The organism is Duganella levis, from assembly GCF_009857605.1.
GTDB lineage: Bacteria > Pseudomonadota > Gammaproteobacteria > Burkholderiales > Burkholderiaceae_D > Rugamonas > Rugamonas levis.
In genome coordinates this window covers 1-25,100 of the sequence record NZ_WWCT01000022.1, presented here as the reverse complement: position 1 = coordinate 25,100, position 25,100 = coordinate 1, and the positions used below count along the sequence as shown (strand labels likewise).

Sequence of the window (25,100 nt, the reverse complement as noted above, 5' to 3'; positions counted from 1 at the left end):
TCTGGCGTTTTGTTTTACTCCGGCACGATGATGCGCCAGCGCCACGGCTTCAGCGTAGACTGGCCCGGTTCGCCGGGCACTTTGTATTTCTGCGGCTGGGCGGTCGGGTTGACGATCACGCGCACGTTGTTGGCGCCTTGCTGGCGCTTGAAGGCAAACACTTGCGGGTTGCCGACGTCCAGCAGCTGTACCGCGCCGCCGGCCGTGCCGCTCCACAGCGCCGGGTTCTGTTTCTTCAGCGCGTTGAGGCCGGCGAAGAAGCCTTCCAGTTCGTAGTTCTTCCAGTCGATCGGATCTTTCTCGAAGAATTCCAGCTTCTTGTCCAGCCTCGCTTCCTGGCCGTTGTAGACCAGCGGGATGCCGGGCAGCGTGTAGCTCAGCACCGTCATCGCGCCCCACGCCGGGCCATACAGATCCTTGTCCGCACCTTCCCACGAATTGATGTCGTGGTTGTTGGTGAACTGGAGTCGGTAGGCGTCGCGCGGGAAGGCTTTCGGCGGATTGCTCACGTAGTCGCGCAGCTCGGCGGCGCCGGCCTGGCCTTTGCCGATCTTCTTCATGATGCCGTTCAGCGGCCAGTCGTAGCTGGCGTCGAAGGCTTTATCGTGCAGCGCCGGATCATCCGCTTCGGCCAGCATGAACACCGGCTTGATCTTGTCCAGCTGCGCGCGCGCCTGGTCCCAGAACGCGATCGGCACCATGCCGGCGGCATCAGCGCGGAAGCCGTCGATGCCCACGTCCTTGACCCAGAAGGCCATGGCGTCGGTCATGCCCTTCCACAGTTCCTTGTTGTCGTAGTCGAGGCCGACGACGTCGCTCCATTCCTCGCTGCCGCCGGCATCGTTCTTGATGGTGACCGAGTAGATTTCACCCTTGTCGTTTTTCTTGAACCAGTCCGGGTGCTGCTGCACCCACACGTTGTCCCACGCCGTGTGGTTGCCCACCCAGTCGAGGATCACGTGCATGCCCAGCGCGTGCGCTTGCTTGACCAGCTTGCGCAGGTCGTCGACGCTGCCGTAGTCCGGGTTGACGGCGGTGTAGTCCTGCACTGCGTAGTAGCTGCCCAGCGTGCCCTTGTGGTTCTTCTGGCCGATTGGGTGGATCGGCATCAGCCAGACGATGTCCACGCCCATCTGCTTGAGGCGCGGCAGGCTGGCGGCGACCGCGTTCAGCGTGCCTTCCTTGCTGAACTGGCGCGGATTGACTTCATACACGTTGGAACTGCGCGACCACGCCGGGTGTTTCGGCTCGGCGTGGGCGGCGGTGAATAACGTCGCCAGGATCAGCGAGGCGGCAAGCTTTTTCATAGAGTCCCTTATTTCAGCGTGCGTTCAAACAGTTCATAGATGCGGCGGTATTCGTCGTACCACGATTCCGGATGCACGAAGCCGTGACGCTCCAGCGGGTACGGCGCCAGTTCCCAGTTGGCTTTTTTCAGTTCGATGAAGCGCTGGGCCATGCGCACCGAGTCCTGGAAGAAGACGTTATCGTCGATCATGCCGTGGGCGATCAGCAGGTTGCCTTTCAGCTTGTCGGCGTATTCGATCGGCGACGACACCTTGTACGCTTCCGGGTCCAGCTCCGGCGTGTTCAGGATGTTGGCGGTGTATTCGTGGTTGTAGGTGGTCCAGTCGGTGACGGGACGCAGCGCGGCGCCGGACTTGAACTGGTCCGGTGCGCGCAGCAGCGCCATGAAGGTCATGAAGCCGCCGTAGCTGCCGCCGTAGATGCCGACGTTTTTGACGTCGCCCTGTTGATTGGCCACCATCCAGTTCAGGCCATCGACGTAGTCTTCCAGTTCCGGGTGGCCCATCTGGCGGTAGATCGCGGTGCGCCAGTTGCGGCCATAGCCGAGCGAGGCGCGGTAGTCCATGTCGATCACGATGTAACCCTTCTGCACCAGCAGGTTGTGGAACATCTGTTCGCGGAAGTAGACCGGGTAGCGCTTGGTGACGTTTTGCAGGTAGCCGGCGCCGTGCACGAACATCACGACCGGATATTTTTTACCGGCTTCCAGCGTGGCCGGGCGATACAGCTTGGCCCACACCGGGTCGGCGCCGTGGGTCGATGGCACCGGCACGATTTGCGGTTCGATCCATTCACGCGCTTTGTAGTCGGCGGTGCGGGTATCGGTCAGCTGGGTAATCGCGCCGCCGCTGCTGCTGATGGTGCCGATCTGCGCCGGCATGTAGGCGGTGGAGTAGCGCACCAGCAGCTTGCGGCCGTCCGGCGACAGCGCGAAGCTTTCGACGCCGCCCAGCGACGTCAATTCCTTCAGTGCGCCGTCCCTGGTGTTGGTCGAGCAGACTTCATAAGTGCCCGGCAGTTTCGGGTTGCACATGAAGTAGGCGGTCTGGCCGTCGCCCGACCAGGTGACGTTGGACTCTTCCCATTTGCCCGAAGTGAGCGGGCGTGCCTTGCCGTCTGCGGTGCGCAGGTAGAGGTGCGAGTAGCCGCTTTCTTCCGATTCGTACCACAGCGTGCTGTTGTCAGGCTGCCAGCCAAAGTCGTTGCCGCGGTTGTTGACCCAGGCGGCGTCGCTCAGGCGGTGCAGCGGTTGCAGCTTGGCGGCGCTGAGGTCGACGGCGGCGATCCAGCGATCCTTGTTGTCGATGGCTTGCGCCAGCACGGCCACGCGCGCGCCGTTGGCGCTCCAGCGGATCGAGTCTTCGCGGCCTTCGAAGCGCACGGCGCGGTTGCCTTTCAGCGCGTCCAGCTTCTGCGCCACGCGCATCGCGGCCAGCGGGTCTTCCTTGATGCCGGGCAGGTCGTCCAGCGACAGCTCGGTCACTTTGCGGGTGGCGACTTCAATCAGTTTCAGGTGATGCGCCAGCGGGCCGGCTTCGCTGACGCGCTTGCGCTCTTCGTCGGTTTCTTCGTAGCCCGATTCGGTGACGTATTTCGGCAGCTTGCCGATGCGGCGTTTGTCGCCATCCTTGGCGGCGGTGACCACCAGCAGGTAGCGGCCGTCCGGCGACAGCGAGCTGGTTTCGATGGTGACTTTGTCGCCGAGGTAGATCGGCAGCGGCGCGCGGGTGGCGTCGGCGGCGCGGTCGGTGTTGCGCTGGTCGCGGGTGTCGTCCTTGTCCTTCTTCAGCTGCGCCAGCGTGGTGATGAGGCGCAGTTGCATGTCGCGGCGGAAGTCGGAGTCCGGGGCGGCGTCCGGGTCTTTGGCGGTGCGTAGCAGGGCGACCGGCGACACCAGGCGTTCGCTGCGGCTCCAGCTGAACCAGTCGCTGCCCACGCGGAACTGCACGTGGTTGCCGTCGGCGGCGTATTGGGCGTCGGACGCCGGCGTGGTGCCGCGCACGATCTGCGTCAGCGCGCCGGTTTTCAGGTCGCGTTCAAACAGGTCGCCGTTGCGCAGCAGGACGGCGCGGGTGCGTTCGCGGTTGTAGACCGGGTCGGCGCTATCGAGATTGGCCAGCTGTTTTTCTTCCACCAGCTTGGCGGCGGCGCCGGCGATCTGGTAGGTGTCGCGCACGGCGGAGGCGCTGCGTTTCTGCTTGAAGTAGACCTGGCGGCTGTCCCAGCCCCACCAGGCGGATTCCACCGGGTTGCCGATCCAGTCCGGATTGGCCATGGCTTGATCGAGGGTGATGGGCGTTGGTGCAGGAGTGGCTGCATTGGCGGCAGTGGCGTGGACCGCCATGGCGGTGGCCAGGAGTGGCAATACAAAACGCATCGATAGTTTCGCTTGTAGGTTGGGTGAACGGGAGCGCCGGATCGCAGCGCCTCCCAGATTCTAGCCCAACCGTTAGCTGCGGGCCATCTTGTCGGTTTGGCCATGGCCGGCGTCAGGGCCGCCGTGGCGTGGCGCCAGCCGCAATGCCAGTAACAGGATGGCGCCGGCCGCCAGATAGAGGGCGATTAGCGCGGCCAGCATGGCGGCGCTGTCGCCCCAGGCCAGCAGGCGTTCGCTGAGCGGTGGGCCGAAGGCGCCGCCCAGCAGGCCAAAGCTGCCGATCAGCGCGATGCCGGTGGCGGCGCGGCGCCGATTCAGCATGCCGGTGACGATGGAGATCAGCAGCGGCGAGGCGGCGGCGATGCCCATTGATGCCAGCGTCAGGCCGGCCAGCGACCAGGTGAGGCGGTTGTCGCCGGCGATGGCGAGTCCGAGGCCGCCGGCCGCCAGCACCATGCAGGCGATGAAGTGGCCGCGCCGTTCGCGCCGGCGGTCGGAGTCGTAGCCGATCAGGATCATGCCGATCACGCCGGCCAGGTTGGGGATGGCGGCCAGCAGGCCAAGCTGCATATGGCTGCCCGCGCCCCAGCGCTGCATCAGCGTCGGCGACCAGAATATCAATGCGTAGCTGGCGCCCATCAACAGCAGGTTGGCGACGGCCAGCAGCGCGATGGTGGGCTGGCGCACCAGCGACCAGATGGTGGCGAAGGCGGAGGGCGGCTCGGCATCATCGGCGGCGCTGGCGCTGGCGCTAGCCTTGCCGTTGCGGGCCTCCTGCGCGTGGGCGTCGCCGCCGGTGGCTGCGTTGAGCGCCGCTTCGTCGCGCTCCAGGTCCTGTTCGATCATCTGCTGTTCAAACGACGACAACCAGCGTGCATCTTCCGGTTTGTCGTCGAGGTAGAAGTAGGCGACCACGCCGAGCAGCACGGCCGGCAGGCCTTGCAGCACCAGCAGCCATTGCCAGCCTTGCAGGCCGCCGTATTGGTGCATGTATTGCAGCGTGGCGCCGCACAGCGGGCCGGCCGCCACGCCGGCCAGCAGCGCGGCCGAGGCGAAGAGGGCGATCACGCGGGCGCGCCGCGCCGCCGGATACCAGTAGGTCAGGTAGAGGATCACGCCGGGGAAGAAGCCCGCTTCAAACACGCCAAGCAGGAAGCGGATCACGTAGAACTCGACCGGCTCGCGCACGAAGGCGCCGGCAGCGGCGGTCACGCCCCAGCACAGCATGATGCGCAGCAGCGTTTTGCGCGCACCGATTTTTTCCAGCAGCAGGTTGCTGGGGATCTCGCACAGGCAGTAGCCGATGAAGAAGATGCCCACGCCCCAGGCGTAAGTCTGGTTGCTGAAATCGAGGTCGGCGCCCATTTGCAGCTTGGCGTAGCTGACGTTGACGCGGTCGAGGTAGGCCACCGCGTAGCACAGCATCAGCAACGGCAGGAGACGCCAGCTGACTTTGCGGTAAATGGCGTTCATGCCGGCAGCGCCGCGCAGGTGCAGGATTTTGGCGCCGTGGTTCATGTGAGTGCCTCTTGCGATTTTTGTTCGACCTTCCAATGCGGCCGGCGCGCGCGCAGCGTGAAGCGTTCGCGGTAGACGCTGGGATTCATGCCGGTGGCCTGCTGGAACAGGCGGCGGAACGAGCCGGCGTCCGCATAGCCGCAGGCGGAGGCGATGGTATGGAAGTTGTGCAGCGAGACTTCCATCATCACCTTGGCGCGCTCCACGCGCAGCTTGTGCAGGTATTCCAGCGGCGTCATGCCGACCGCCTGGCGGAAGTGGCGCAGCAGCGTGCGTTCGCTGGTGGCGGCGGCTTCGGCCAGTGCCTGCAGGTTGTACGGCTGTTCCAGATTGGTTTGCAGCCATTGGGTGGCGCGGTAGACGGGGCTGTCGGAAGTGGGCGTGAGCCAGACGCCGCTTAGTTCGGAAGTGATCTGCTGGCGGCGCTGCTGGTATTGCAGCACTTGCAGGCAGCCTTCCATCAGGTCGGGGTCGAGCAGACGGCCCAGCAGCGCGGCGATGAATTCGGTTTGCAGGCCGGGCGCGACGCAGGTCGATACGCGTTCGTGGAAGGACATCGGTTCGTCGGTGTCGAAGTCGCCTTCGGGGAAGTGCAGTTTCATCCACGATTGATAGGCCCACGGCGGCGCGCAGGGAGCGCCGGTCAGCAGGCCCAGACGCGCCGGGAACACCATGCCGGTGAAGCAGGCGGCAATCAGGCCGCCGTGCAGCGCGTGGTCGTGCAGCAGTTGCAGCACGTCGGGATGGCGCTCGGCGATGTCGCCCAGGTGCGGCGCGTTGCGGGCGGCGAGGCCGGGTACCACGATCAGCGTGCGTTGCGGCGGCAGTGTTTGCGGCGGCAGTTTCTGCATGCCGGCCATGGCCTCGGCGTTGAGTGGGGATGGGATGCCGGGCGGGGTGATCACGCGCCACGTCAGCGGCGCCGGCAAGTGCGGTTTGCGCAGTTGTAGTATCCCTGCCGCCACATTCAGCACATCGATGGCGGCAAATAAATTACCCGGCATCGCTTCCGGTAGCCATAGCAGCTGCACGTCAAGTGGTGCGAGGTCGGTGGCGGGATTGGTCTGCATATTGGCGATATTAGCTGCACGATATTGCTTAGGCAAGCTTTAGAATCGTTCGCAAGAAATCAAAACAACAGTGTCCGAAAAGGGCAACGCAAGGTCGCGTTGCGCACCAATCTGGCGCACTTTTTTACATGGATTTTCATTTTATGTTGAAGCGACTTTTGTATGCCGCACTGCTGGCGATCGCAGTGGTGATCGCGGCGGTGGCGTGGAATACCTGGCGGCTGACGTCGCGCCAGATTGCGGTGACGCCAGCCGCGCCGCTGGCGCTGGAGCGCGATGCGGTGGCGGGACGGCTGGCCGGCGCGCTGAAGTTCCGCACGATTTCCGATGCGGCGTCCGGCGATGTCAACGCCGAAGAGTTTGAGCGCATGCAGGCTTACCTGGCGCAGGCGTTCCCGCGCATGCATGCGGCGCTGAAGCGCGAGATGATCGGCCACAGCATGCTGTTCACGTGGCAGGGCAGCGATGCGCAGGCCAAGCCGGTGATGTGGCTGGCGCACCAGGATGTGGTGCCGGTGGCGCCGGGTACGGAAGCCAACTGGCAGCAGCCGCCGTTCGACGGTGTGGTGAAGGACGGCTTTGTGTGGGGCCGCGGCTCGTGGGACGACAAGGGCAGCCTGGTGGCGCAGATGGAGGCGGTGGAGTATTTGCTGGCGTCGGGCTATCAGCCGCGCGCCACCATTTATTTCGGCTTTGGCGCGGACGAGGAAGTCGGCGGCCGCCGTGGCGCGGTGGAGATTGCGCGGCTGCTGAAGTCACGCGGCGTGCAGCTGGACTATGTGCTGGATGAGGGCATGCTGGTCACGGAGGGCATCATGGCTGGCGTCAGCAAGCCGGTGGCGCTGATCGGTGTGGCGGAGAAGGGCTACGCCAGCGTCAATCTGGAGGTGACCACGGCGCCGGGTCATTCGTCGATGCCGCCGCATAACACCGCCATCGGCATGATGAGCGCTGCGCTGACGGACCTGGAGCACAAGCAGATGCCGGCCGAGTTAAGCGGCGTGGCGCGCGACGCCTTCGACATCATCGCGCCGGAAATGCAAGGCATGAACCGGGTGGCGCTGTCCAATCTGTGGCTGTTCGGGCCTCTGGTGAAGAAGCAGCTGGAGCAGGCGGCCGGCACCAACGCCATGCTGCGCACCACTACCGCGCTGACGGTGGTCCATGCGGGGAACAAGGATAACGTGCTGCCGGGCCGCGCCGACGCGGTGGTCAATTTCCGCATCCGTCCCGGCGATACGGTGGGCGGCGTGATGGAGCACGTCAAACAGGCCGTCAATAACGATGCGGTGCGTGCAGCGCTGGATGTGGGGGCATCCGATCCGTCGCGCATTTCGCCGATCGAGTCGGCACAATATGCGCTGATCAACCGCACCATCCGCGAGGTATTCAGCGATGCGGCGGTGGCGCCGGGCATCGTGATCGGGGCCACCGATTCGCGCCACTACAAGGACGTGAGCGAGCATGTGTACCGCTTCTCGCCGGTGCGCGCCGGGCCGGATGACCTGCCGCGCTTCCATGGCACGAATGAACGCATCGGCATCGATAACTATCTGGAAGCGGTCCGCTTCTATGTGCAACTGGCCAGGAACGGTAAATGAAGAAGCTGATACTCGCGGTGGTGTTGGGTGGCGTTCTGCATGGCGCAATGGCGGCCGATCAGGGCTTGCTGGAGGCGGCGCGCGCGCAGCAGGCGCCGTTGCTGGCGACGCTGAAGGAGCTGGTGCTGATTGAATCCGGCAGCAGTGATACGGCCGGCGTGGCGCGCGTGGCCGATGTCAGCGCACTGCGGTTGAAGGCGCTGGGGGCGGCGGTGGAGCGCAAGGACGATATCGTCACCGGCCGCTTTACCGGCAAGGGCAGCAAGCGGCTGATGCTGATCGCGCATATGGATACGGTGTACCAGCCCGGCATCCTGGCCTCGCAGCCGTATCACGTGGACGGCAACCGTGTGTATGGTCCCGGCATTGCGGACGACAAGAGCGGCATTGCGCTGATCCTGCATACCATCGAGATGCTGCATGCACGCGGCTGGCGCGATTATGCGCAGCTGACTGTGATCTTCAATCCGGACGAGGAAGTCGGTTCGCGCGCGTCCGGCGAGTGGATCGCCACGCAGGCAGCGCAGCATGACTTTGTGTTTTCGTGCGAACCGAATGGCGCGCAGATGGAGGGCATTCTGCTGAGCGCCAGCGGCATCGCTACCGCGACCATGACGGTGCAGGGCCGTGCGGCGCACGCCGGCGTGGCGCCGAAGGTTGGCCGCAATGCGCTGATCGAGCTGTCGCATCAGCTGCTGCAAACGCAGGATATCAATGTGCCGGGCGCGCAGTTGAACTGGACGCGCGCCAATGCCGGCCTGGTGACCAATCAGATTCCCGCCAGCGCCACCGCGCAGGGTGACGTGCGCTTGAGTGCCGCCGACGGTGCGCAGCGCTTGCAGCAGGCGCTCAGCGAGAAAGTGGCCAAGCCGCTGGTGGCGGATACCGTCACCACGGTGGCGATCGAGCAGGGACGGCCGCCGTTCATCGCCACCGATGCGGCGCGCGCGTGGGCGGCCAAGGCGCAGGCCATCTACGGTGAGATCGACCGCAAGCTGGCGCTGTATCCGGGCACCGGCGGCGGCACCGACGCCGGTTACGCCGGCCGCTCCGGCAAGGCCATTGTGCTGGAGGCCTTTGGCCTGGCCGGCGATGGTGTGCATGGCAAGGATGAATACATCACCATCGATTCGATTGTGCCGCGACTGTATCTGCTCAGCCGCATGATGCAGGAAGCAGGCGCCTCTCAGTAAAGCTTTACCACTAAACAGTAGCCATGTACCGGACGGCCCTCCAGCCGTCCGGCGGGGACTGCTGCATTCTAAAAAAATCAATTAAAGGGAGTAGGCATGATGAAGGAAACCGTATTGGCGCAGGCGTTGCGCATGATGTTCGCCGGCGGACTGGCGGTGCTGGTGGCGCCAGCCATCGCGCAGGAGGACGGCGAGAAGATGCAGCGTGTGGAGGTGACCGGTTCGTCGGTCAAGCGCGCCGATTCGGAGACCGCGCTGCCGGTGCAGATGATCAGCAAGCAGGATATCCAGCGCATCGGCGCCACCAGTACGGAGGGGCTGCTGGCGTCGATCGCGTCGCTGTCGTCGGCGGGGGCGACCTCGAATGCGGCCGGGGCGTCGAGCGGCACCTTTGGGCTGTCGTCGATTTCGCTGCGCGGGCTAGGCGCGCAGCGCACGCTGGTGCTGGTCAATGGCCGCCGGCTGGCGGCGTTTGCGGGCGGCGGCGGGGCCACGGTCAACGTCAATGTGATTCCGCTGGCGGCGATCGAGCGCATCGAGGTGCTGAAGGATGGCGCATCCGGCGTGTATGGCAGCGATGCGGTGGCCGGTGTGGTCAACTTCATTTTGTCGAAGAGCTTTGAGGGCATTGAGGTCAGTGGCGGCACGGGTTCGCCGACCACGCATGGCGGCGGACAGAATAACAAGGCGTCGGTGACCGGCGGCCTGGGAAACCTGGAGCGCGATGGGTATAGCGCGGTGGTGTCGGCGTCGTGGGAGAAGGAGAAGGCGCTGTTCGGGCGTGATCGCGACTACGCCAAGTCGGGCAACAATATGCCGTACTACGTGTCCGGCGCGACGGGGCAGGGCAATATCGAGGGCGTGGTGATTCCGGGCGCGTATCCGAACGATCGTGGCGCGGGTTTTGGGGCGTCGCCGGCGACCGGCTACGGCAATCCGCTGGCGGCGCAGGGCAAATGCGCGGATATTCAGATGTTCCAGAATCCGACGCCGAGCAGCAAGGGCGCGCCTTACTGCGCGTATGACAGCGCCTCGGCCACCAATCTGATTCCAGCGCGTGAGTTGGGCAACCTGACCGGCAACCTGACCTTCAAGATCAACGAAGATCACCAGCTGTTTGCCGATGCGCTGCTGTCGCGCAGCGTGGTGACGAACACCATCCAGACCAGTCCTGAACGGCGCAGCTTCCTGGTGGTGGACAGCGCTTTCGTGAAACAGAAGGTTGATCCGTCGCTGATTCTTTATCCGAGCAATCCGGTGTACCAGTCGATCGTGGTGCCTTATCTGACGGCGCAGGGCTTTACGTCGATTATCGGCCAGCCGCTGGCGATCACCAGCCGCGTGTTCGATTTCGGACCGCGCCAGTCGCGTGATGTAGCGACGCAATCGCGCTTTGTCGGCGGCGCGCGCGGCACGGTGTGGGGGCAGGATTATGAGGTGGCGTTTACCTCCAACCGCAGCAAGGTGTCGGGATCGCTGCCGTCCGGGTACTTCCTCCAGGTGGAGTACGCGAAGATCATCAACGACCCGGCCAATAACTGGAACCCGTGGGCGCCGGGCGGCGTGCAGACCGGCGCGCTGGCGGAGAAGCTGAAGGCGGCGCAGTACACCGGCAAGACCATCGACGGCTGGTCGGACAGTGATCTGATCGACAGCAAGATCACCGGCGATCTGTTCAAGCTGGATGGCCGCGCGGTGCAGTACGCGGCCGGCGTGCAGGCGCGGCATGAGAGCTACAAGATTTCGCCCAGCGCGGCGATTCTGAGCGGTGACGTCGGCGGCGCCGGCGGCGCGCTGGCGGCGGTGGATCGCAGCCGCACCATCCGTTCGGTGTTCGGCGAGATCAACGCGCCGCTGCTGAGCAGTGTGGAGGCCAACCTGGCGCTGCGCAACGACCATTACAACGATGTCGGTTCGTCGACCAACTACAAGGCCAGCCTGCGCTGGCAGCCGGTGCGCAGCCTGCTGTTACGCGGCTCGCTCGGCAGCGGCTTCCGCGCGCCGACGCTGAGCGACCTGTGGACGCCGCAGGTGCTGGGCACCACGGTGGCGTTCAGCGATCCGAAGACGGGCCAGAGTTCATTGCAGGTGAATGGCCTCACGGGCGGCAATTCGCAGCTGAAGCCGGAGGAGTCGCGCCAGGCATCGGTGGGCGTGGTGTGGTCGCCGGCCAGCTGGCTGAATGCGGGCGTGGACTGGTTCCGCATCAAGGTCAGCGACATCCTGGCGACGCCGTCGGCGCAGGAGGTGGTGTCGCGCTACCGCGCCGGCGATCCGGCGTATGCCAATCTGGTGGTCCTCAACGGTAACGATATCGATCTGGTGAAGACGGTGCTGGCGAATACCGGCAACGCCACGGTGCAGGGCGCGGATGTGTTCATCACCAGCCGCCAGGCCTTCGGTCCGGGCAAGCTGGATGTGGCGCTGAACGGGACGTATATGGACAAGTTCGACCAGACCAGTCCGGGCGGCGTGCTGTCGCACAAGGTGGGCACGCTGGTGGACAGCAAGGGCACGCCGGTGATCGGCGCCGATGCCGGCGGCGTGGTGCTGCGCTGGAAGCATACGCTGAACGCGACCTGGACCCAGGGCGCGCTGGCCACCACGCTGATCCAGAACTACCGCGCGCGCTACGAGGCGGCGCACGATCTGCTGGGGCAGCGGGTGTTCATGGGGGCGATGGCGACCTACGATGCCAACATCGCGTGGCGTGGGCTGAAGAACACCACGCTGACGCTGGGCGTGCGCAATCTGTTCGACCGCCAGCCGCAGACCTTTGTGCCGGTGGCGGCGCAGTTCCAGTATGGCTATGACGTCAGCACCTACGATCCGCGCGGGCGCTTCGTTTACGTCAACGCCAGCTACGCCTTCCGTTAAACGGCGGCGCCGCTGGGGTAGATGCGGCTGCGGACCGGCCGCAGTTCCGGGCGCGAGGCGGCGTCGTCGTCGTCCTGTGCCAGGAATTTGCTGCCGATTTCGAACCACTCTTCGCTGGAAATGACTTTTTGCGCCAGCGGCAGCAGTTCCTGTTCTTCCTTGTCGAGGCGCTTGAGCAGGTTCTGGCAATACAGGTCGATGGTCTTGCACAGGAAGTTGCCCTGCGAGGCGCTGCGGCGCATGGCGCGGCGCAGGCAGCGGTAGACGGCGTTGAGCATGGCGCTGCCGCGCTTGCTCAGCGATTCGAGGTCGTTCATCAGCGGCGCGCAATTCGGTTCGGCGGCGCGCACGGCCGGCATCAGGCAGGCTTCCACTTTGCGCTGGTGGCGCGATTCGGCAAAGCTGGTTAGTTCCTTGAGCTGGGATTCGATGAACACAGGGTCGATTTCCTGTGGACGGCGCGCGATCGTCTGCACGTACTGCAGCAGCCGCGAGATGAAGTGGCGTTCTTTCTTCTGTTCGATGGAGAGTGTCAACAAGACATAGGTGGCAGTAAGCATAGCGTTTCCCGTGGTTCCGTGTGACGTCGGCTGCGCGGAGGTCGTCGCAGAGGAGCCGACACGCCCGAGGTTCAAGCTGCTACCTTAGCGTGATAAACGGGCTCATACAACGCCGATTTACAATTGTTCACAACTAGTCGTGAGGCAATACAAAGCGAAGCATTACCGGCGGGGAAAACGAATTGCGCACACGTCAAGCCGGCTTGCTACGCGCGCTTTTCACCTGGCTGCGAGGTAGATTATGCCCGGTTTCGTCACGCGAAAATACGTCATTTCTTGCACGTTACAATAATTTTTTCTATCGGGGGCAGTTCTGCCATTGGTACATGAGGTCGTGTGCATTTGGCAGAACTGACCCCGGGTTTCAGGCGCGGGGGGCGCCCAGGTAGAAGGCGCGTGGGGCGGCGAAGCTGGCGCGTACTTGTTTCGAGACGTCGTCGGTCAGCGCTTCGTCGGCGCCGGCTTCCAGCGCGGTGAAGATGGCGCTGGCGATGTCGGCTGGCTTGGATTTCGGGGCGTCGACGTCGGCCGTCATGTCGGTGTCCATATAGCCCATGTGGGCGCCGACCACTTGCGTGTTCTGGGCGGCCAGTTCGCCGCGCAGGCCGTTGGTCAGGGCCCAGGCGGCGGCCTTGGAGGCGCTGTAGGTGCCGGTGCTCGGGAAGCTGGCCCAGCTTAGCGCCGACAGGATGTTGATGATGGCGCCGCCGCCGTTGCGGCCCAGTACCGGAGCGAAGGCGTTGCTCAGCGCCAGGGGACCGAAGAAGTTGGCTTCCAATTCGGCGCGGGCCGCTTCGGTGGCGTCGGCGCGGATCACGCCGCCCACCACGTGGATGCCGGCGTTATTAATCAGGATGGTCAGGTCGGGGATGGCTTGCACGGCGGCGGCGATGTCGGCGGCGTTGGTCACGTCCAGCTTGATCGGGGTGGTGCCGGCGATGTCCACGGTTTCCGGTTTGCGGGCGGCGGCGTAGACTTTGCGGGCGCCGGCTTTGACGGCGGCTTCGGCCAGGGCTTTGCCCAGGCCACGGTTGGCGCCAGTAACGAGGACGACGGAGTCTTTGAGGTTCATGATGGTTCCTTTCGAGTGGTTTAAGTAACTGCAATATGACCGGTCATCTTAAAAATGGCCGAAAAAAAATTACGACAAGATATTGCTCAATACCATGCGGGCAAAACGGTCCAGCGGGGTGCGGCTTTGCTCGGCTTTGGCGTGTAATACCGCGCCTTGCCAGGCGTCGTTGATGAAGGCGGCCAGCTCGGCTGCCGGCATTTTGTTGCCGATGCTGCCGTCCTGCTGGCCTTCTGCAATGACCGCCGCCAAGGTCTCGGCGCCGGCGGCAAAGGCGTGCTGCATGGCGCTGCGGATGGCCGGAATTTGGTTGGACAATTCGGTGCTGAAATTGCCCAGCAGGCAGCCGCTGTGGAAGTCGTTGGCGGCGTTGCCGGCGATCATGTTGTCAAAATACTGTTGCATCCGGGCTTTGGGTGGCAGCGTGCGGTCGTGCAGCACGGCGCCGAGGTCGGCCACGGCGGCCAGGTAACGTTGTAATACTTCCATCCCCAGCGCTTCCTTGCTGATGAAGTGGTTGTAGAACGAGCCTTTCGGCACCCCGGCAGCGTCGGTGATGTCTTGCACGCTGGTGGCGTTGAACCCTTTGCTGTGCAGCAGGGTGACGCTGGTGGTGAGGATTTGCTCTTTAACGTTTGCTTTAGCCATATGTGTAATATGACCGGTCGTCTTAATAAAGTCAACGGCTTTTTTCTATGAAACTGATAGTATATGAAAGTTAGTTACTTTCTTTGGAGGAGAAGTATGAAGGCAGTTCTGTTGAGCGGTGTGTGTCTGGTGCTGGCGGCGTGCGCGTCGCAGCCTGACGTGGCGGTCGATCCGGCGGCGCCGGTGACGGCGGAGGTCAAGTGCAAGCCGAATCGCTCGGACGATGCGCCGACCGGCAGTTCGATCAAGCGCCGTGACTGCTCGGCCGGCAATGGCGTGCAGAATGCCAATGCCGAAGAGCTGCTGGACCAGCGCCGCTTCACCATGCCTACGGGTAATAACCGCTAAGCGTGCAGTTTAAGTAGCGTAAAGTAACAATTTCCTGAGGATATGTCGCAGCAGGCGGCGCTCTTGGTATGATTCCCGATGCCCGGCCACAAGCTGGTATATTTTTTATAACATCGGAGAGATCGAATGAGATTCCCCTTGCTGCTGCTGGGCGCCGCCATGGCCTCCAGTGCAATGGCCGCGCCGCGCGGTTTCACTGTCGAAGACATGGTCAAGATGGAGCGGGTCGGCAACCCGGTGCTGTCACCGGACGCCACCCGCGTGGTGTACACCGTGCGCACCACCGACCTCGATAAAAACCGCGGCAATACCCAACTGTATCTGCTCGACCTGCGCCATCCGCAGGCGGCGCCCGTGCGCCTGACCCAGGCCGCCGCCAGCAGCGCGGACCCGGAATGGGCGCCGAACGGCGAGGCGATTTATTTCCTGTCGGGCCGCTCCGGTTCGTCGCAGGTATGGCGTCTGCCGCTGGGCGGCGGCGAAGCCAGCAAGGTCACCGACCTGCCGCTGGATGTCGATAATTTCCGGCTGTCGCCGCAGGGCGACCGGTTGCTGTTCAGCATGGCCGTGTTCCGCGATTGCGCCGACCTGGCGTGCACCAAGCAGCGTCTGGACGAGCAGGCCAAGGTCAAGGCCAGCGGTAAGGTGTTCGACAAGCTGTTCGTGCGCCACTGGGATACCTGGGCCGATGGCCGCAACAATGTGCTGTACTCGGCGCCGATCGACGCCAGCGGCAAGGTCAGCGTGCAGCCGGTCAGCCTGACCGGCAAGCTGGATGGCGATGTGCCGTCCAAGCCGTTCGGCGACCATGACGAATATCACTTCAGCCCGGACGGCAAGACGGTGGCCTTCTCGGCCCGCATCGCCGGCCGCACCGAGGCCTGGTCGACCAACTTCGATGTCTATACGGTGCCGGCCGCCGGCGGCGAGATCAAGGATCTGACCGAAGACAACAAGGCGTGGGACGCCAAGGCGATTTATTCGCCGGACGGCAAGACGCTGGCCTATGTGGCGATGGACAAGCCGACCTTCGAGGCCGACCGCTTCCACCTGGTGCTGATCGATGTCGCCAGCGGCAAGAAGCGCACCGTGGCAGACAGCTGGGACCGCTCGATTGCGGACTACCGCTGGACCCCGGACAGCAAGGCCATCCTGGCCACCGCCGATGATGTCGGCCAACACCGTCTGTTCTCGATCGATGCCACCAGCGGCAAGGTGACGGCGCTGACCGGCAAGGGCTATGTGGCCGGCTTCGACGTCGCGCGCGACACCATCGTGATGGCGCAGGCCAATCTGTCGGCCGGGGCGCAGCTGTTCAAGTTCAAGCTCGGTGCATCGGGCGAGAAGGCTGACCAGTTGACCCATTTGAACGAAGCCGCGCTGGCCGACGTCAAGTTCGGCGAGTACGAGCAGTTCTCGTTCACCGGCGCCAATGGCGAGACCGTTTATGGTCACGTGATGAAGCCGTGGAATGCGCAGCCTGGCCAGAAATATCCGATCGCCTTCCTGGTGCACGGCGGCCCGCAGGGCAGCTTCGGCAACTCGTGGAGCTATCGCTGGAATCCGCAGGTGTATGCGGGCGCCGGTTATGCGACGGTGTTTATCGATTTCCACGGTTCGACCGGCTACGGCCAGAAGTTCACCGATTCGATCAGCGGCGACTGGGGCGGCAAGCCGCTGGAAGATTTGCAGAAAGGTCTGGCGGCGGCAGTGGCGAAATATCCATGGCTGGACCGCGAGAACAGCTGCGCGCTGGGTGCGTCATATGGTGGCTTCATGATGAACTGGATTCAGGGTAACTGGTCGGATGGCTTCAAGTGCATCGTCAATCACGACGGCGTGTTCGATGCGCGCGGCATGGCTTACTCGACCGAAGAGATCTGGTTCACCGAGTGGGAAAATGGCGGCGCGTATTACGATGTGCCGGAGCTGCATGAGAAGTTCAACCCGGCGCTGAAGGTGAAGAACTGGAAGACGCCAATGCTGGTGGTGCAGGGCGATATGGACTTCCGGATTCCGACCACGCAGGGTCTGGGCGCGTTCACCGCGTTGCAGCGTCGTGGTATTCCGAGCAAGTTGCTGTTCTTCCCGGATGAGAATCACTGGGTGCTGAAGCCGGCCAACTCGGTGCTGTGGCATCACACGGTGATCGACTGGCTGGACACCTATACCAAGAAAAAATAACCACCGTCATTCCCGCGCACGCGGGAATCCATGCTGAGTATGGGCTCCCGCTTGCGCGGGAGCGACGACGATTTCGGGAGAGTCAATGAAAAAGTATCTGATCGCCGCTTCGGTGGCACTGGCCTTTGGCGCGGTACATGCGGCTGACGTGGCGCCGCGCGCGGAAAACGCTTATCTGTCGCAGACCGACGCTGCCGCCCGTTCGGCGCGCGTCAGCAATGTCGATTACACACTGGCGTTCGCGCTGACCGGCAAGGAAAGCTTCAGCGGCACCACCACGCTAAGCTTCGACCTGAACGATGCGTCGCAGCCGCTGACCATCGATCTGGACAAGGCGACCATCGCCAGCCTGACCGTAAACGGCAAGGCCGTAACGCCGCAATACAACCAGTGGTTCATCACGCTGGCTGCCGCCGATCTGGTGGCTGGGCGCAATACCGTCACCATCGCTTACAGCCGTCTGCACAGCACCAATGGCGAAGGCCTGCACCGCATGGTCGATCCGGTCGATGGCCGCGTCTACACCTACTCGCACTTCGAGCCGGCGGCGGCGCACCAGATGTTCCCGGTGTTCGATCAGCCGGATCTGAAGGGCACGTATCAGGTCACCGTCAGCACGCCGGCCGACTGGGTGGTGTCGTCCACCATGCGCGAGACCAGCGTCAAGGATGCCGATGGCGGCAAGCTGTGGACCTTCCCGCGCTCGAAGAAACTGAGCCCGTATAACTTCTCGATGCACGCCGGTCCGTACAAGGTCTGGGAAGACAACAGCGGCAAGTATCCGATGCGTTTGTTCGCGCGCCAGTCGGTGGCGTCGCAGGTGTCGCCGCAGGACTGGTTCAAGTACACCAAGGCTGGCCTGGGCTTCTTCGACCAGTACTTTGGCGTGCCGTATCAGTTCGAGAAGTATGACCAGCTGCTGGTGCCGGACTTCCTGTACGGCGCGATGGAAAATGCGGCCGCGATCACCTTCGGCGAAGGCAGCTTCCTGCACAAGGAAGAGATGACCACGGCGCAGAAGGAATCGCTGGCTGGCGTCATCATGCACGAGATGGCGCACCAGTGGTTTGGCGATCTGGTGACCATGAAGTGGTGGAACGGCTTGTGGCTGAACGAGAGCTTCGCGTCCTTCATGGGCACGCTGGCGACGGCCGAGTCGACCGAGTTTGGCAATTCGTGGCAGGCCTTTTATTCGGGCGGCAAGCAGGCGGCGTATGTGCAGGATCAGCGCGTGACCACGCACGCGATCGAGACGCCGGTGCCGTCGACCGCGAATGCGTTCGATAACATCGATGCGATCACTTATTCGAAAGGCGCGTCGACGCTGAAGCAGTTGCGTCACCTGCTGGGCGAAGAGGTGTTCCGCAAGGGCGTGCATAACTATCTGGTCAAGTACCAGTATCAGAATGCGACGCTGGATAATTTCATCGGCAGTCTGGCGGAAGCGGCCAACCGCGATCTGAGCGGCTGGACCAAGGAGTGGCTGTATGAGCCGGGCGTGAATACCATCGCGGCCGATTTCAGCTGCGCCGGCGGCAAGGTCAGCGCCTTCACGCTGCGCCAGAGCGCGCCGAGCAAGGAACTGCCGACGTTGCGTGAGCAGCGCGTGCAGGTTGGCCTGTTCAATCTGACGGCGCATGGTCTGAGCCTGAGCAAGAATGTGGCGATCACCTACAAGGGTGCGGCGACCGAGGTGCCGGAGTTGAAGGGCGCGGCGTGTCCGGACCTGGTGTATCCAAACTATCAGGACTGGGGCTTTGCGCAGGTGCAGCTGGATAAAAAATCGTTTGCGACGGCGCAGTCCAGCCTGAGCAAGGTGGACGATCCTCTGTTGCGCTCGATGCTGTGGCAAAGCTTGTGGGATGGCGTGCGCTCGGCGCAGCTGCCGCTGAACGATTTCCTGAAAACCGCGCTGGCCAATGCGCCGGCCGAGAAGGATTACACGCTGCTGGGCAGCATCGTCGACAAGGTGCGCGCGTCGAAGGGCTATCTGGAGGCGCAAGGCCCGTCGGCGTACCAGACCAAGGTGGGCGTGCAGCTGGAGCAGATGGCGTTTGCAGCGACCAAGTCTGCTACCGACAGCAACTTCCAGCGCCGCTGGTTCTCGACCTATGTTGGGCTGGCTTCCAGTCCGGCGGCGTTGCGTCAGCTGGCTGATATCCTGAACGGCAAGCTGGTGGTCAAGGGGCTGAACGTGTCGCAGGATGTGCGCTGGGAGATCATCCGCCGCCTGAGCCGCATGGCGTATCCGGGCAGCGAGGCGCTGGTGGTGGCCGAGCAGGCGCGCGACAAGTCCGATAGCGGCCAGCAGGCGGCGATTGCGGCGACCGTGGTTCGTCCCGAAGGCAAGGTCAAGACGGAGTGGGCGACGACGATTGCCGATCTGCAGACCAAGCTGCCGTTCTCCAAGGTGCGCACGGCGATGGGCAGCATGTATCCGCCCGAGCAAGGCGCGCTGAATGAGCTGACGGCACAGCAGCGTCTGGACACGCTGGGTGCGGTGGACAAGGCGGCTGGTCCGGTCTACATGCGCGCGTATGCGGCGTCGATGATTCCGGCGACTTGCACGCCGGCCAGCGTGCAGCGTCTGGATGCGGCGATTGCCAAGTTGCCGGAGCTGTCGAACGGTACCCGCCGCGCGCTGCTGGTTACGCGCCAGGAAGATGCGCGCTGCGTCGCCATCAAGCAGGCGATGACTGCGCACTAATCCGCGCGGGTTGTTGCGCCTGAAAGCCAGCCGTTTTTCGGCTGGCTTTTTTTTATTCAAATGCGATGTCTTCAATACAGAAGCGCATTTTGCGGCGCTCCGTAAAGTTCCACCCTTGGCCGGAATTATTTTCCTGGCGGCGGGGCGATGTCGTGGGCGGTGAGGACGCAGGTGCCGGCGCGGCAGGTGGCGCCGGGGTCGCTGGTGGCCATGCAGGTGGACATGGTGCCGTCGCGGTTGTTGTCGGCGCGGCGGGCGGACGAGTGCAGCTCCACCAGCGATTTGAGCTTGGCGCCGTCGTTGTTTTTGCTGGACCAGGCGAGGTAGTTTTCCGGGCCGCCGCAGGACTTGGCGCCGACGCCGATGCTGTGGCATTGGCTGTCGTTGTCGCAACTGAGGTTGCTGTTGGCGGACTGGATTTGCTGCCACAGCGCGGCCGTCGGGCTTTCAGGCGCGGGCGCGGTCGGGCGGGCGCCGGCGCAGGCGGTGAGGACCAGCAGGCTGGCGGCGGCCAGGCGCAGAGTGTGGGACAGTTTGGTCATGGCTTCGGTCCTGTTTCAAGAGTGGGTTCGCGCAGGCGCGCCTTGCGCGCTACGCCGTCGGGGCCGAACAGGATGGTGAATTCTGCCGGCTGTTCGTTGTTGCGCGCTGGTGGGTAAGTGTAACGCCAGATCTGGTAGCCGCTATCAAAGCTGATGGTTTGCGCGGGGCCGAGGCGCTCGCGCATCTGGGCGGTGGTGGCGTGGTCGGCGGCGATAGCGGTGTCGCCGGGGCCGGGCGGGCTGTCCATGTCGTCGAAGGCGAGCAGGGTGTCGTCGGACCAGCTGCGGTCCCAGATGGGGGCGTAGTAGCTGCGGTCCAGCAACACCTGGCAGTCGCAGTAGGGCAGGGTGGACGGCGTTTGCGTGCCGCCTGCGTACAGGGCGCGCAAGGGCAAGGCGGCGCTGCGGTTGCCGTCTTGTAACGTGATGGCGAAGACGGGGCGGTCGGCAAAGAACAGGTAGTTGCCTTCGGGGCTGTTGCAGATGCGCTCGGGACTGGTGAACAGGTCGCCCAGCCAGGCGAACATTTGGGCGTTGTTGGAGAGCAGGCCGGCTTCGACGCCGACCATGCATTCCAGTCGCAGGTCGCCGAGGCGGCGCATGCCGTCCGGGACGTTGGGGCTGCGGACTTGCGCGCGCCAGGTAAGGGTGCTGGTTTTGCGGCTGGCGATCAGGGCGGCGTCTTCTTGCTGGGCCTGGGCGTTGCGGTCCAGCGTGAAGGTGTGGTCGGCGGCGATGGGGACAGGCAGCGAGACCGTGTCACCGGCGACGCGCAGGGTGATGCCGTCCAGTTGCGTGGTGGGCAAACGTGGCAGCAACTGGAAGCGCAGCGTGGCTTGCGGCGCCAGTGCGTGGTTGCGTTCGAAGATGTCGATGCCGGCCAGCATTTTGCGGTAGGACTTGTCGACCGGGTCACGCGTGGCGGCCACGGTGACGCTGGGCGCGGCGGTTTGGGCAGCGGCGCTGCCGGCCAGCAAGAAAGCCATCAGAAAAGTCAGGGTACGCATGAGGCCAAAGCGTAAAGCATTGCCGCCAGCGACGGCGCACCGCTGGCGGCGTCAGGGTGCTGGCGGCGCCTGGGCGGGCGGCTGGTGTTCGATCCAGCGCAGCAGGTCGCGGCCGAAGACGCGGGTGCGGGCGGTGTCGACCTGGCGCTGCTTGTAGGCCGTGTGGCTGGCCGGGCCGCTCAGGCTGCGCTGGTAGCTGGCTTCGTCCATCAGCTGGATTTCGTATTCGAAGAAAAAGCCGACGTCGTAGTCCTGTTCCGGCGCCGCGTCGAGCTGCTGGACGTGGATCATCTTGCGCACCGTGACCTGGATGCTGTTGAAACCACTGCCGCTGTGCGGGTTGTCGCAGCGCGTCTGCGGCTGGGCGATGTCGGCCAGTTCCGTATCCATCTGCCGCAGCAAGTCCAGCGGATAGTTGTCGGCACGCTCCAGCTGCGCGCGGTATTTGCAGAACACCTGCTTGGCCGCGTCCAGGTCCAGCAGCGTGTTGCGGCTGCGCTCGGCATCGACATTGGTCACCGACAGCACATGCGCGCGCTGCAGGGTGCGCAGGGCCAGCAGGCATTCGGCGCGGGTGGCGAACACCAGCCGCACGCCCAGATGGTCGAAGATATCGGCGGCCAGATACGCGGCCTTTTGCAGCAGCTTGAGCAGGATGCTGTTGCGGCCCTTGTTGTCCTTGCGGTCGTAGTGCAGCAGCGGCAGGCAGACTTCGCCGTCGGTCAGGTAGTGCTGTTCGCCCTGCTGGCGGATCACCTCGTCCAGCGTGCCGAACACCTGGGCGCGGATCGCGTGGAAATGCCGCAGCTTCAGGTTGTTGTCGATGTAGAAGATGCCGTGCATCACCTTCAGCACCACGCAGGCCCACATGCGCCGCACATCGACCTGCTGGCCACGCAGCGAGGCATACACCAGCAGGTTGAGCGGATCGTCCGGCGTGGCCACTTCGGGCGGGATCAGGTCGGCCTGCTCTGGCGTCAGAAAGGTGGCGCGGATGAAGTCGACCGCCTCGGCATGGGCATGGCGGATCAGCGCGGCGGCGGCCGGCTGGTCGAGGTCGAAACCGTATTCGCGCACGAACTGACGGGCGTCGTGCAGATTGCGCAAGGCCAGCGCGCCGAGGTCGATCGCCGACTTGCCGTTGGCGATGGCGTCCAGATAGCTCCAGTTCAGCGACAGCTTGCCCTTGCTCTTCAGCGAGGGGTGCAATTCAGGCATGGCGTGTGTCTCCTGCGACCGCATTACTTTTATAATAATAGATTGTCGGTTGGAACTATAATAACGGCTTTATTTGTGCTCAGCAGCTTATGACGCTTCCCGGCACTGCCCGTGTTGCCATTCTGCTGCCTTGTTACAACGAGGCACTGACCCTCGGCGCCACCGTGCGCAATGTGCGGTGAATTTCCTCAGCGCCAAATTGTTTGTCTTTACATCCTGATTTATGAAACTGCCTCGCTTTGCTTTCCTGAACCACCCGCGCGCCGGCCTGGTGGCCGCCGTGCTGGTCCCGCTGCTGTGCGGCCTGCTGTCGGTCATGAACGGCCAAGACGACGGCTGGGACATGCGCAACTATCACCTGTACAACGTCCATGCGCTGCTGGGCGGGCGCATCGGCTTCGATCTGGCGCCGGCCGGCTTCCAGAGCTATTTCAACCCGACGCTGGACCTGCCTTACTATTATCTGAACCAATGGCTGCCGCCGCGCGCGGTTGGTTTTGTGCTCGGTGCGCTGCACGGGCTGGCCTTCGTGCTGTTGTACGGCATCGCCCGTCAATTGCTGGGCAGCGGCCGGCCGCCGCGGCTGGCGCTGTTGCTGGCGGCGGCCGGCATGTGCGCGCCGGGCTTCCTCAGCGAATTGGGCAACACCATGGGCGACAACCTCAGCGCGCTGCCGGTGCTGTTGTCGGTCTATCTGGTGCTGCGCCACTGGGACACGCTGATCGCCTGGCGCGGCGGCGCCATGCTGACCGCCATCGGCGCCGGCGCCGCGATGGGGGGCGCTGCCGGCCTCAAGCTGACCAATGCCATCTACGCGGTGGCGCTGTGCGGGGCGCTGCTGGCGCTGCCGCTGGGCTGGTGGCAGCGGCTGCGCGTGGCGTTCCTGTTTGGCGTCGGCGTGCTAGGGGGCATGGCGCTCAGCGGCGGCTGGTGGATGGCGCGCATGTGGCAGACGTTTGGCAATCCGGTCTTCCCGCAATTCAACAACCTCTTCCGCAGCCCGCTGGCGCCGGAGAGCGGCGTCATCGACATCTTTTTCCGTCCGCAGGGCTGGATGGAAAACCTGCTGTGGCCGTTTATCTTCACCTTCAACACGCGCCGCGTCTCGGAAATTCCGCTGAAGCTGGCCGTGTGGCCGCTGCTGTACGTCACGCTGGCCGCGTTGGTGCTGGCCTGGTGGTGGCGCCGCCTGCGCGCGGCGCCCGTGCAGCCTGCGGTCGCAACGCCGCCCGCGCTGGCGCCGCGCAGCGTGTTGCTGCTGGTGTTCATCGCGCTGGGTTATCTGGGGTGGATGCGCATGTTCAGCATTTACCGCTACCTGGTGCCGCTGGAACTGCTGGCGCCGTTGGCCATCTGGCTGGCTGCGGGATACGTGGCGCCGCGCCTGCAGCAGCTGGCCGGCTGGGCGCTGGCTGTGCTGGCGCTGACCGCGTTGCCGGCCGCCAACTGGGGCCACGCCGACTGGGCCGACCAGGCCTTCAGCGCCCGGGTGCCGGCCATTGCCCGGCCTGCCGACAGCATTGTCTTCTTCGTCCAGCCGGACCCGCCATCGGGCTGGATGGCGGCTTTGCTGCCGCCGGCGACGCAGGTCATCGCGTTGAACACCGGCATGCTGGAAACGCCGGCCTGGCGCGCACGCCAGCAAGCCGCGATTGCGGCGCGGCCCGGTCCGCATTATGTGCTGCTGAGTGCTGCCCGCAACGACCGCGACGGCACGCGGCTGCACAAGCTGGCGGTGGCGCAGGCGCTGGGCCTGACGGACGATGCGGCAGGCTGTGACAAACTCGCGCGTCTGATGAGCAAAGTGCGGCTGCAAGTGGCGCTGCGCCGCCTGCCGGACGCCAGTTGCACCTTCGACCTGTTGCCGCAACACCGCATCGATCTGGCGGCGCAGGACCACGCCACGGTGGCCCAGGCGGCCGAGCGCGTGCGCAATTATGGGCTGACGCTGGATCAGGCCAGCTGCACGACGCAGCCGGCAGCGGTCGGCGCCGAGCCGCGTCCCTTCCTGTGGTGCCGTATCGCCACGCCCGATTAAAATGCCATCCACGCCCTGCGTCGCGCTGCTGTGCTATACCGGCGGCGTGTCCAAGTGCCGGACCTGCCCCCCGGGTTTGCGTGCCCCCGGATTGTCGTTGATGCGTAAGGTTGCCAGAAGTGCTACAGTAGCCGGCATCTGACCACGTCCCGGAGTCCGCATGTCCTTCCTGATCGTCCTTGCCGCGCTGGCGTTCCTGATGCTGGCGGCGTACCGCGGCTACAGCGTGATCCTGTTTGCCCCGGTGGCCGCGCTAGCGGCGGTGCTGCTGACCGATCCGGGCGCGGTGGCGCCGGTGTTCAGCGGCATCTTCATGGACAAGATGGTCGGCTTCATCAAGCTGTACTTCCCGGTGTTTCTGCTGGGGGCGGTGTTCGGCAAGCTGATCGAGTTGTCGGGCTTTTCCGAGTCGATCGTGGTGGCGGCCATCAAGTACATCGGCCGTTCGCGCGCCAACGCCGTCATCGTGCTGGTGTGCGCGCTGCTGACGTATGGCGGCGTGTCGCTGTTTGTGGTGGTGTTTGCCGTGTACCCGTTTGCGGCCGAGTTGTACAAGCAGAGCAATATTCCCAAGCGGCTGATGCCGGGCGCGATTGCGCTGGGGGCGTTTTCGTTCACCATGGATACCTTGCCGGGCACGCCGCAGATCCAGAATATTATCCCGACCACGTTTTTCAAGACCACCGGCTGGGCGGCGCCGTCGCTGGGCGTGATCGGCTCGATCGCCACGCTGGCCGCCGGCCTGGCCTTCCTCGAATGGCGCCGCCGTTCGGCGATGGCGACCGGCGAGGGCTATGAGGCCGCCGCATCTGCCGGCAACGCACCGGCCGCC

At 64.3% G+C, this 25,100-nt stretch carries 17 protein-coding genes and 1 pseudogene; 8 read left to right on the top strand and 10 right to left on the bottom strand.

Annotation, left to right across the window (positions count from 1 at the left end):
* Positions 1–14: 14 nt before the first annotated feature.
* From GTP69_RS23125 to GTP69_RS23110, 4 genes are all read right to left on the bottom strand, one after another.
* Positions 15–1,307 carry an alpha-amylase family glycosyl hydrolase gene (locus GTP69_RS23125; RefSeq protein ID WP_161057077.1) on the bottom strand — a complete coding sequence of 431 codons (1,293 nt, stop codon included), beginning with the start codon at positions 1,305–1,307 and terminating at the stop codon, positions 15–17.
* Between the two features lie 8 nt (positions 1,308–1,315).
* Positions 1,316–3,685, bottom strand: a complete 2,370-nt coding sequence (locus tag GTP69_RS23120; RefSeq protein WP_161057076.1) for a S9 family peptidase — start codon at positions 3,683–3,685, stop codon at positions 1,316–1,318.
* Between the two features lie 72 nt (positions 3,686–3,757).
* A complete protein-coding gene (locus GTP69_RS23115; RefSeq protein ID WP_161057075.1) occupies positions 3,758–5,203 on the bottom strand; it encodes an MFS transporter in 1,446 nt (481 codons plus the stop codon).
* Positions 5,200–6,309, bottom strand: coding sequence for a GlxA family transcriptional regulator (locus tag GTP69_RS23110; protein WP_229261113.1), 1,110 nt, complete (start codon positions 6,307–6,309; stop codon positions 5,200–5,202). Before GTP69_RS23110 ends, GTP69_RS23115 begins: the two co-directional genes overlap by 4 nt.
* A gap of 107 nt (positions 6,310–6,416) precedes the next feature.
* On the opposite strand from GTP69_RS23110, the gene GTP69_RS23105 reads away from it, so the two are divergent.
* The 3 genes from GTP69_RS23105 to GTP69_RS23095 all read left to right on the top strand — a co-directional run bounded on the left by GTP69_RS23105 (position 6,417) and on the right by GTP69_RS23095 (position 11,944).
* The gene (locus tag GTP69_RS23105; protein ID WP_161057074.1) at positions 6,417–7,874 is read left to right on the top strand and encodes a M20 family peptidase; all 1,458 of its coding nucleotides are present in this window, start codon (positions 6,417–6,419) and stop codon (positions 7,872–7,874) included.
* Entirely contained in the window at positions 7,871–9,067 is a 1,197-nt protein-coding gene (locus tag GTP69_RS23100; protein WP_161057073.1) for a glutamate carboxypeptidase, read from the top strand. Before GTP69_RS23105 ends, GTP69_RS23100 begins: the two co-directional genes overlap by 4 nt.
* A 96-nt stretch (positions 9,068–9,163) precedes the next feature.
* Complete coding sequence (locus GTP69_RS23095) at positions 9,164–11,944, top strand: TonB-dependent receptor (RefSeq protein ID WP_161057072.1); 2,781 nt, start codon at positions 9,164–9,166, stop codon at positions 11,942–11,944.
* Here the strand turns inward: GTP69_RS23095 and GTP69_RS23090 are convergent.
* The 3 genes from GTP69_RS23090 to GTP69_RS23080 form a co-directional block, all read right to left on the bottom strand.
* Positions 11,941–12,504, bottom strand: coding sequence for a hypothetical protein (locus GTP69_RS23090; protein WP_161057071.1), 564 nt, complete (start codon positions 12,502–12,504; stop codon positions 11,941–11,943). The genes GTP69_RS23095 and GTP69_RS23090 overlap by 4 nt on opposite strands.
* Positions 12,505–12,868: 364 nt before the next feature.
* Positions 12,869–13,576 (bottom strand): SDR family oxidoreductase, encoded by a 708-nt coding sequence (locus tag GTP69_RS23085; RefSeq protein WP_161057070.1) that lies wholly within the window; start codon positions 13,574–13,576, stop codon positions 12,869–12,871.
* A gap of 69 nt (positions 13,577–13,645) precedes the next feature.
* Positions 13,646–14,224, bottom strand: coding sequence for a TetR/AcrR family transcriptional regulator (locus tag GTP69_RS23080; protein ID WP_161057069.1), 579 nt, complete (start codon positions 14,222–14,224; stop codon positions 13,646–13,648).
* A gap of 96 nt (positions 14,225–14,320) precedes the next feature.
* Between GTP69_RS23080 and GTP69_RS23075 the strand changes: the two genes are divergently transcribed.
* From GTP69_RS23075 to pepN, 3 genes are all read left to right on the top strand, one after another.
* Positions 14,321–14,572, top strand: coding sequence for a hypothetical protein (locus tag GTP69_RS23075; protein WP_161057068.1), 252 nt, complete (start codon positions 14,321–14,323; stop codon positions 14,570–14,572).
* 126 nt (positions 14,573–14,698) lie between these two features.
* A complete protein-coding gene (locus GTP69_RS23070; RefSeq protein WP_161057067.1) occupies positions 14,699–16,756 on the top strand; it encodes a S9 family peptidase in 2,058 nt (685 codons plus the stop codon).
* Positions 16,757–16,841: 85 nt separating this feature from the next.
* On the top strand, positions 16,842–19,463 hold the full coding sequence (gene pepN, locus GTP69_RS23065; RefSeq protein ID WP_161057066.1) for an aminopeptidase N: 2,622 nt from the start codon (positions 16,842–16,844) through the stop codon (positions 19,461–19,463).
* 125 nt (positions 19,464–19,588) lie between these two features.
* Here the strand turns inward: pepN and GTP69_RS23060 are convergent, their stop codons facing one another.
* The 3 genes from GTP69_RS23060 to GTP69_RS23050 form a co-directional block, all read right to left on the bottom strand.
* Entirely contained in the window at positions 19,589–20,005 is a 417-nt protein-coding gene (locus GTP69_RS23060; protein ID WP_161057065.1) for a LolA-like protein, read from the bottom strand.
* Complete coding sequence (locus GTP69_RS23055; protein ID WP_161057064.1) at positions 20,002–20,991, bottom strand: hypothetical protein; 990 nt, start codon at positions 20,989–20,991, stop codon at positions 20,002–20,004. The genes GTP69_RS23060 and GTP69_RS23055 overlap by 4 nt, the downstream gene beginning before the upstream one ends.
* 72 nt (positions 20,992–21,063) lie before the next feature.
* A complete protein-coding gene (locus GTP69_RS23050; protein ID WP_161057063.1) occupies positions 21,064–22,230 on the bottom strand; it encodes a TIGR04552 family protein in 1,167 nt (388 codons plus the stop codon).
* 223 nt (positions 22,231–22,453) lie between these two features.
* Between GTP69_RS23050 and GTP69_RS23045 the strand changes: the two genes are divergently transcribed.
* The gene (locus tag GTP69_RS23045) at positions 22,454–24,268 is read left to right on the top strand and encodes a glycosyltransferase 87 family protein (protein WP_161057062.1); all 1,815 of its coding nucleotides are present in this window, start codon (positions 22,454–22,456) and stop codon (positions 24,266–24,268) included.
* Between the two features lie 160 nt (positions 24,269–24,428).
* Positions 24,429–25,100: pseudogene (locus GTP69_RS23040) on the top strand (GntP family permease); the annotation flags it as partial.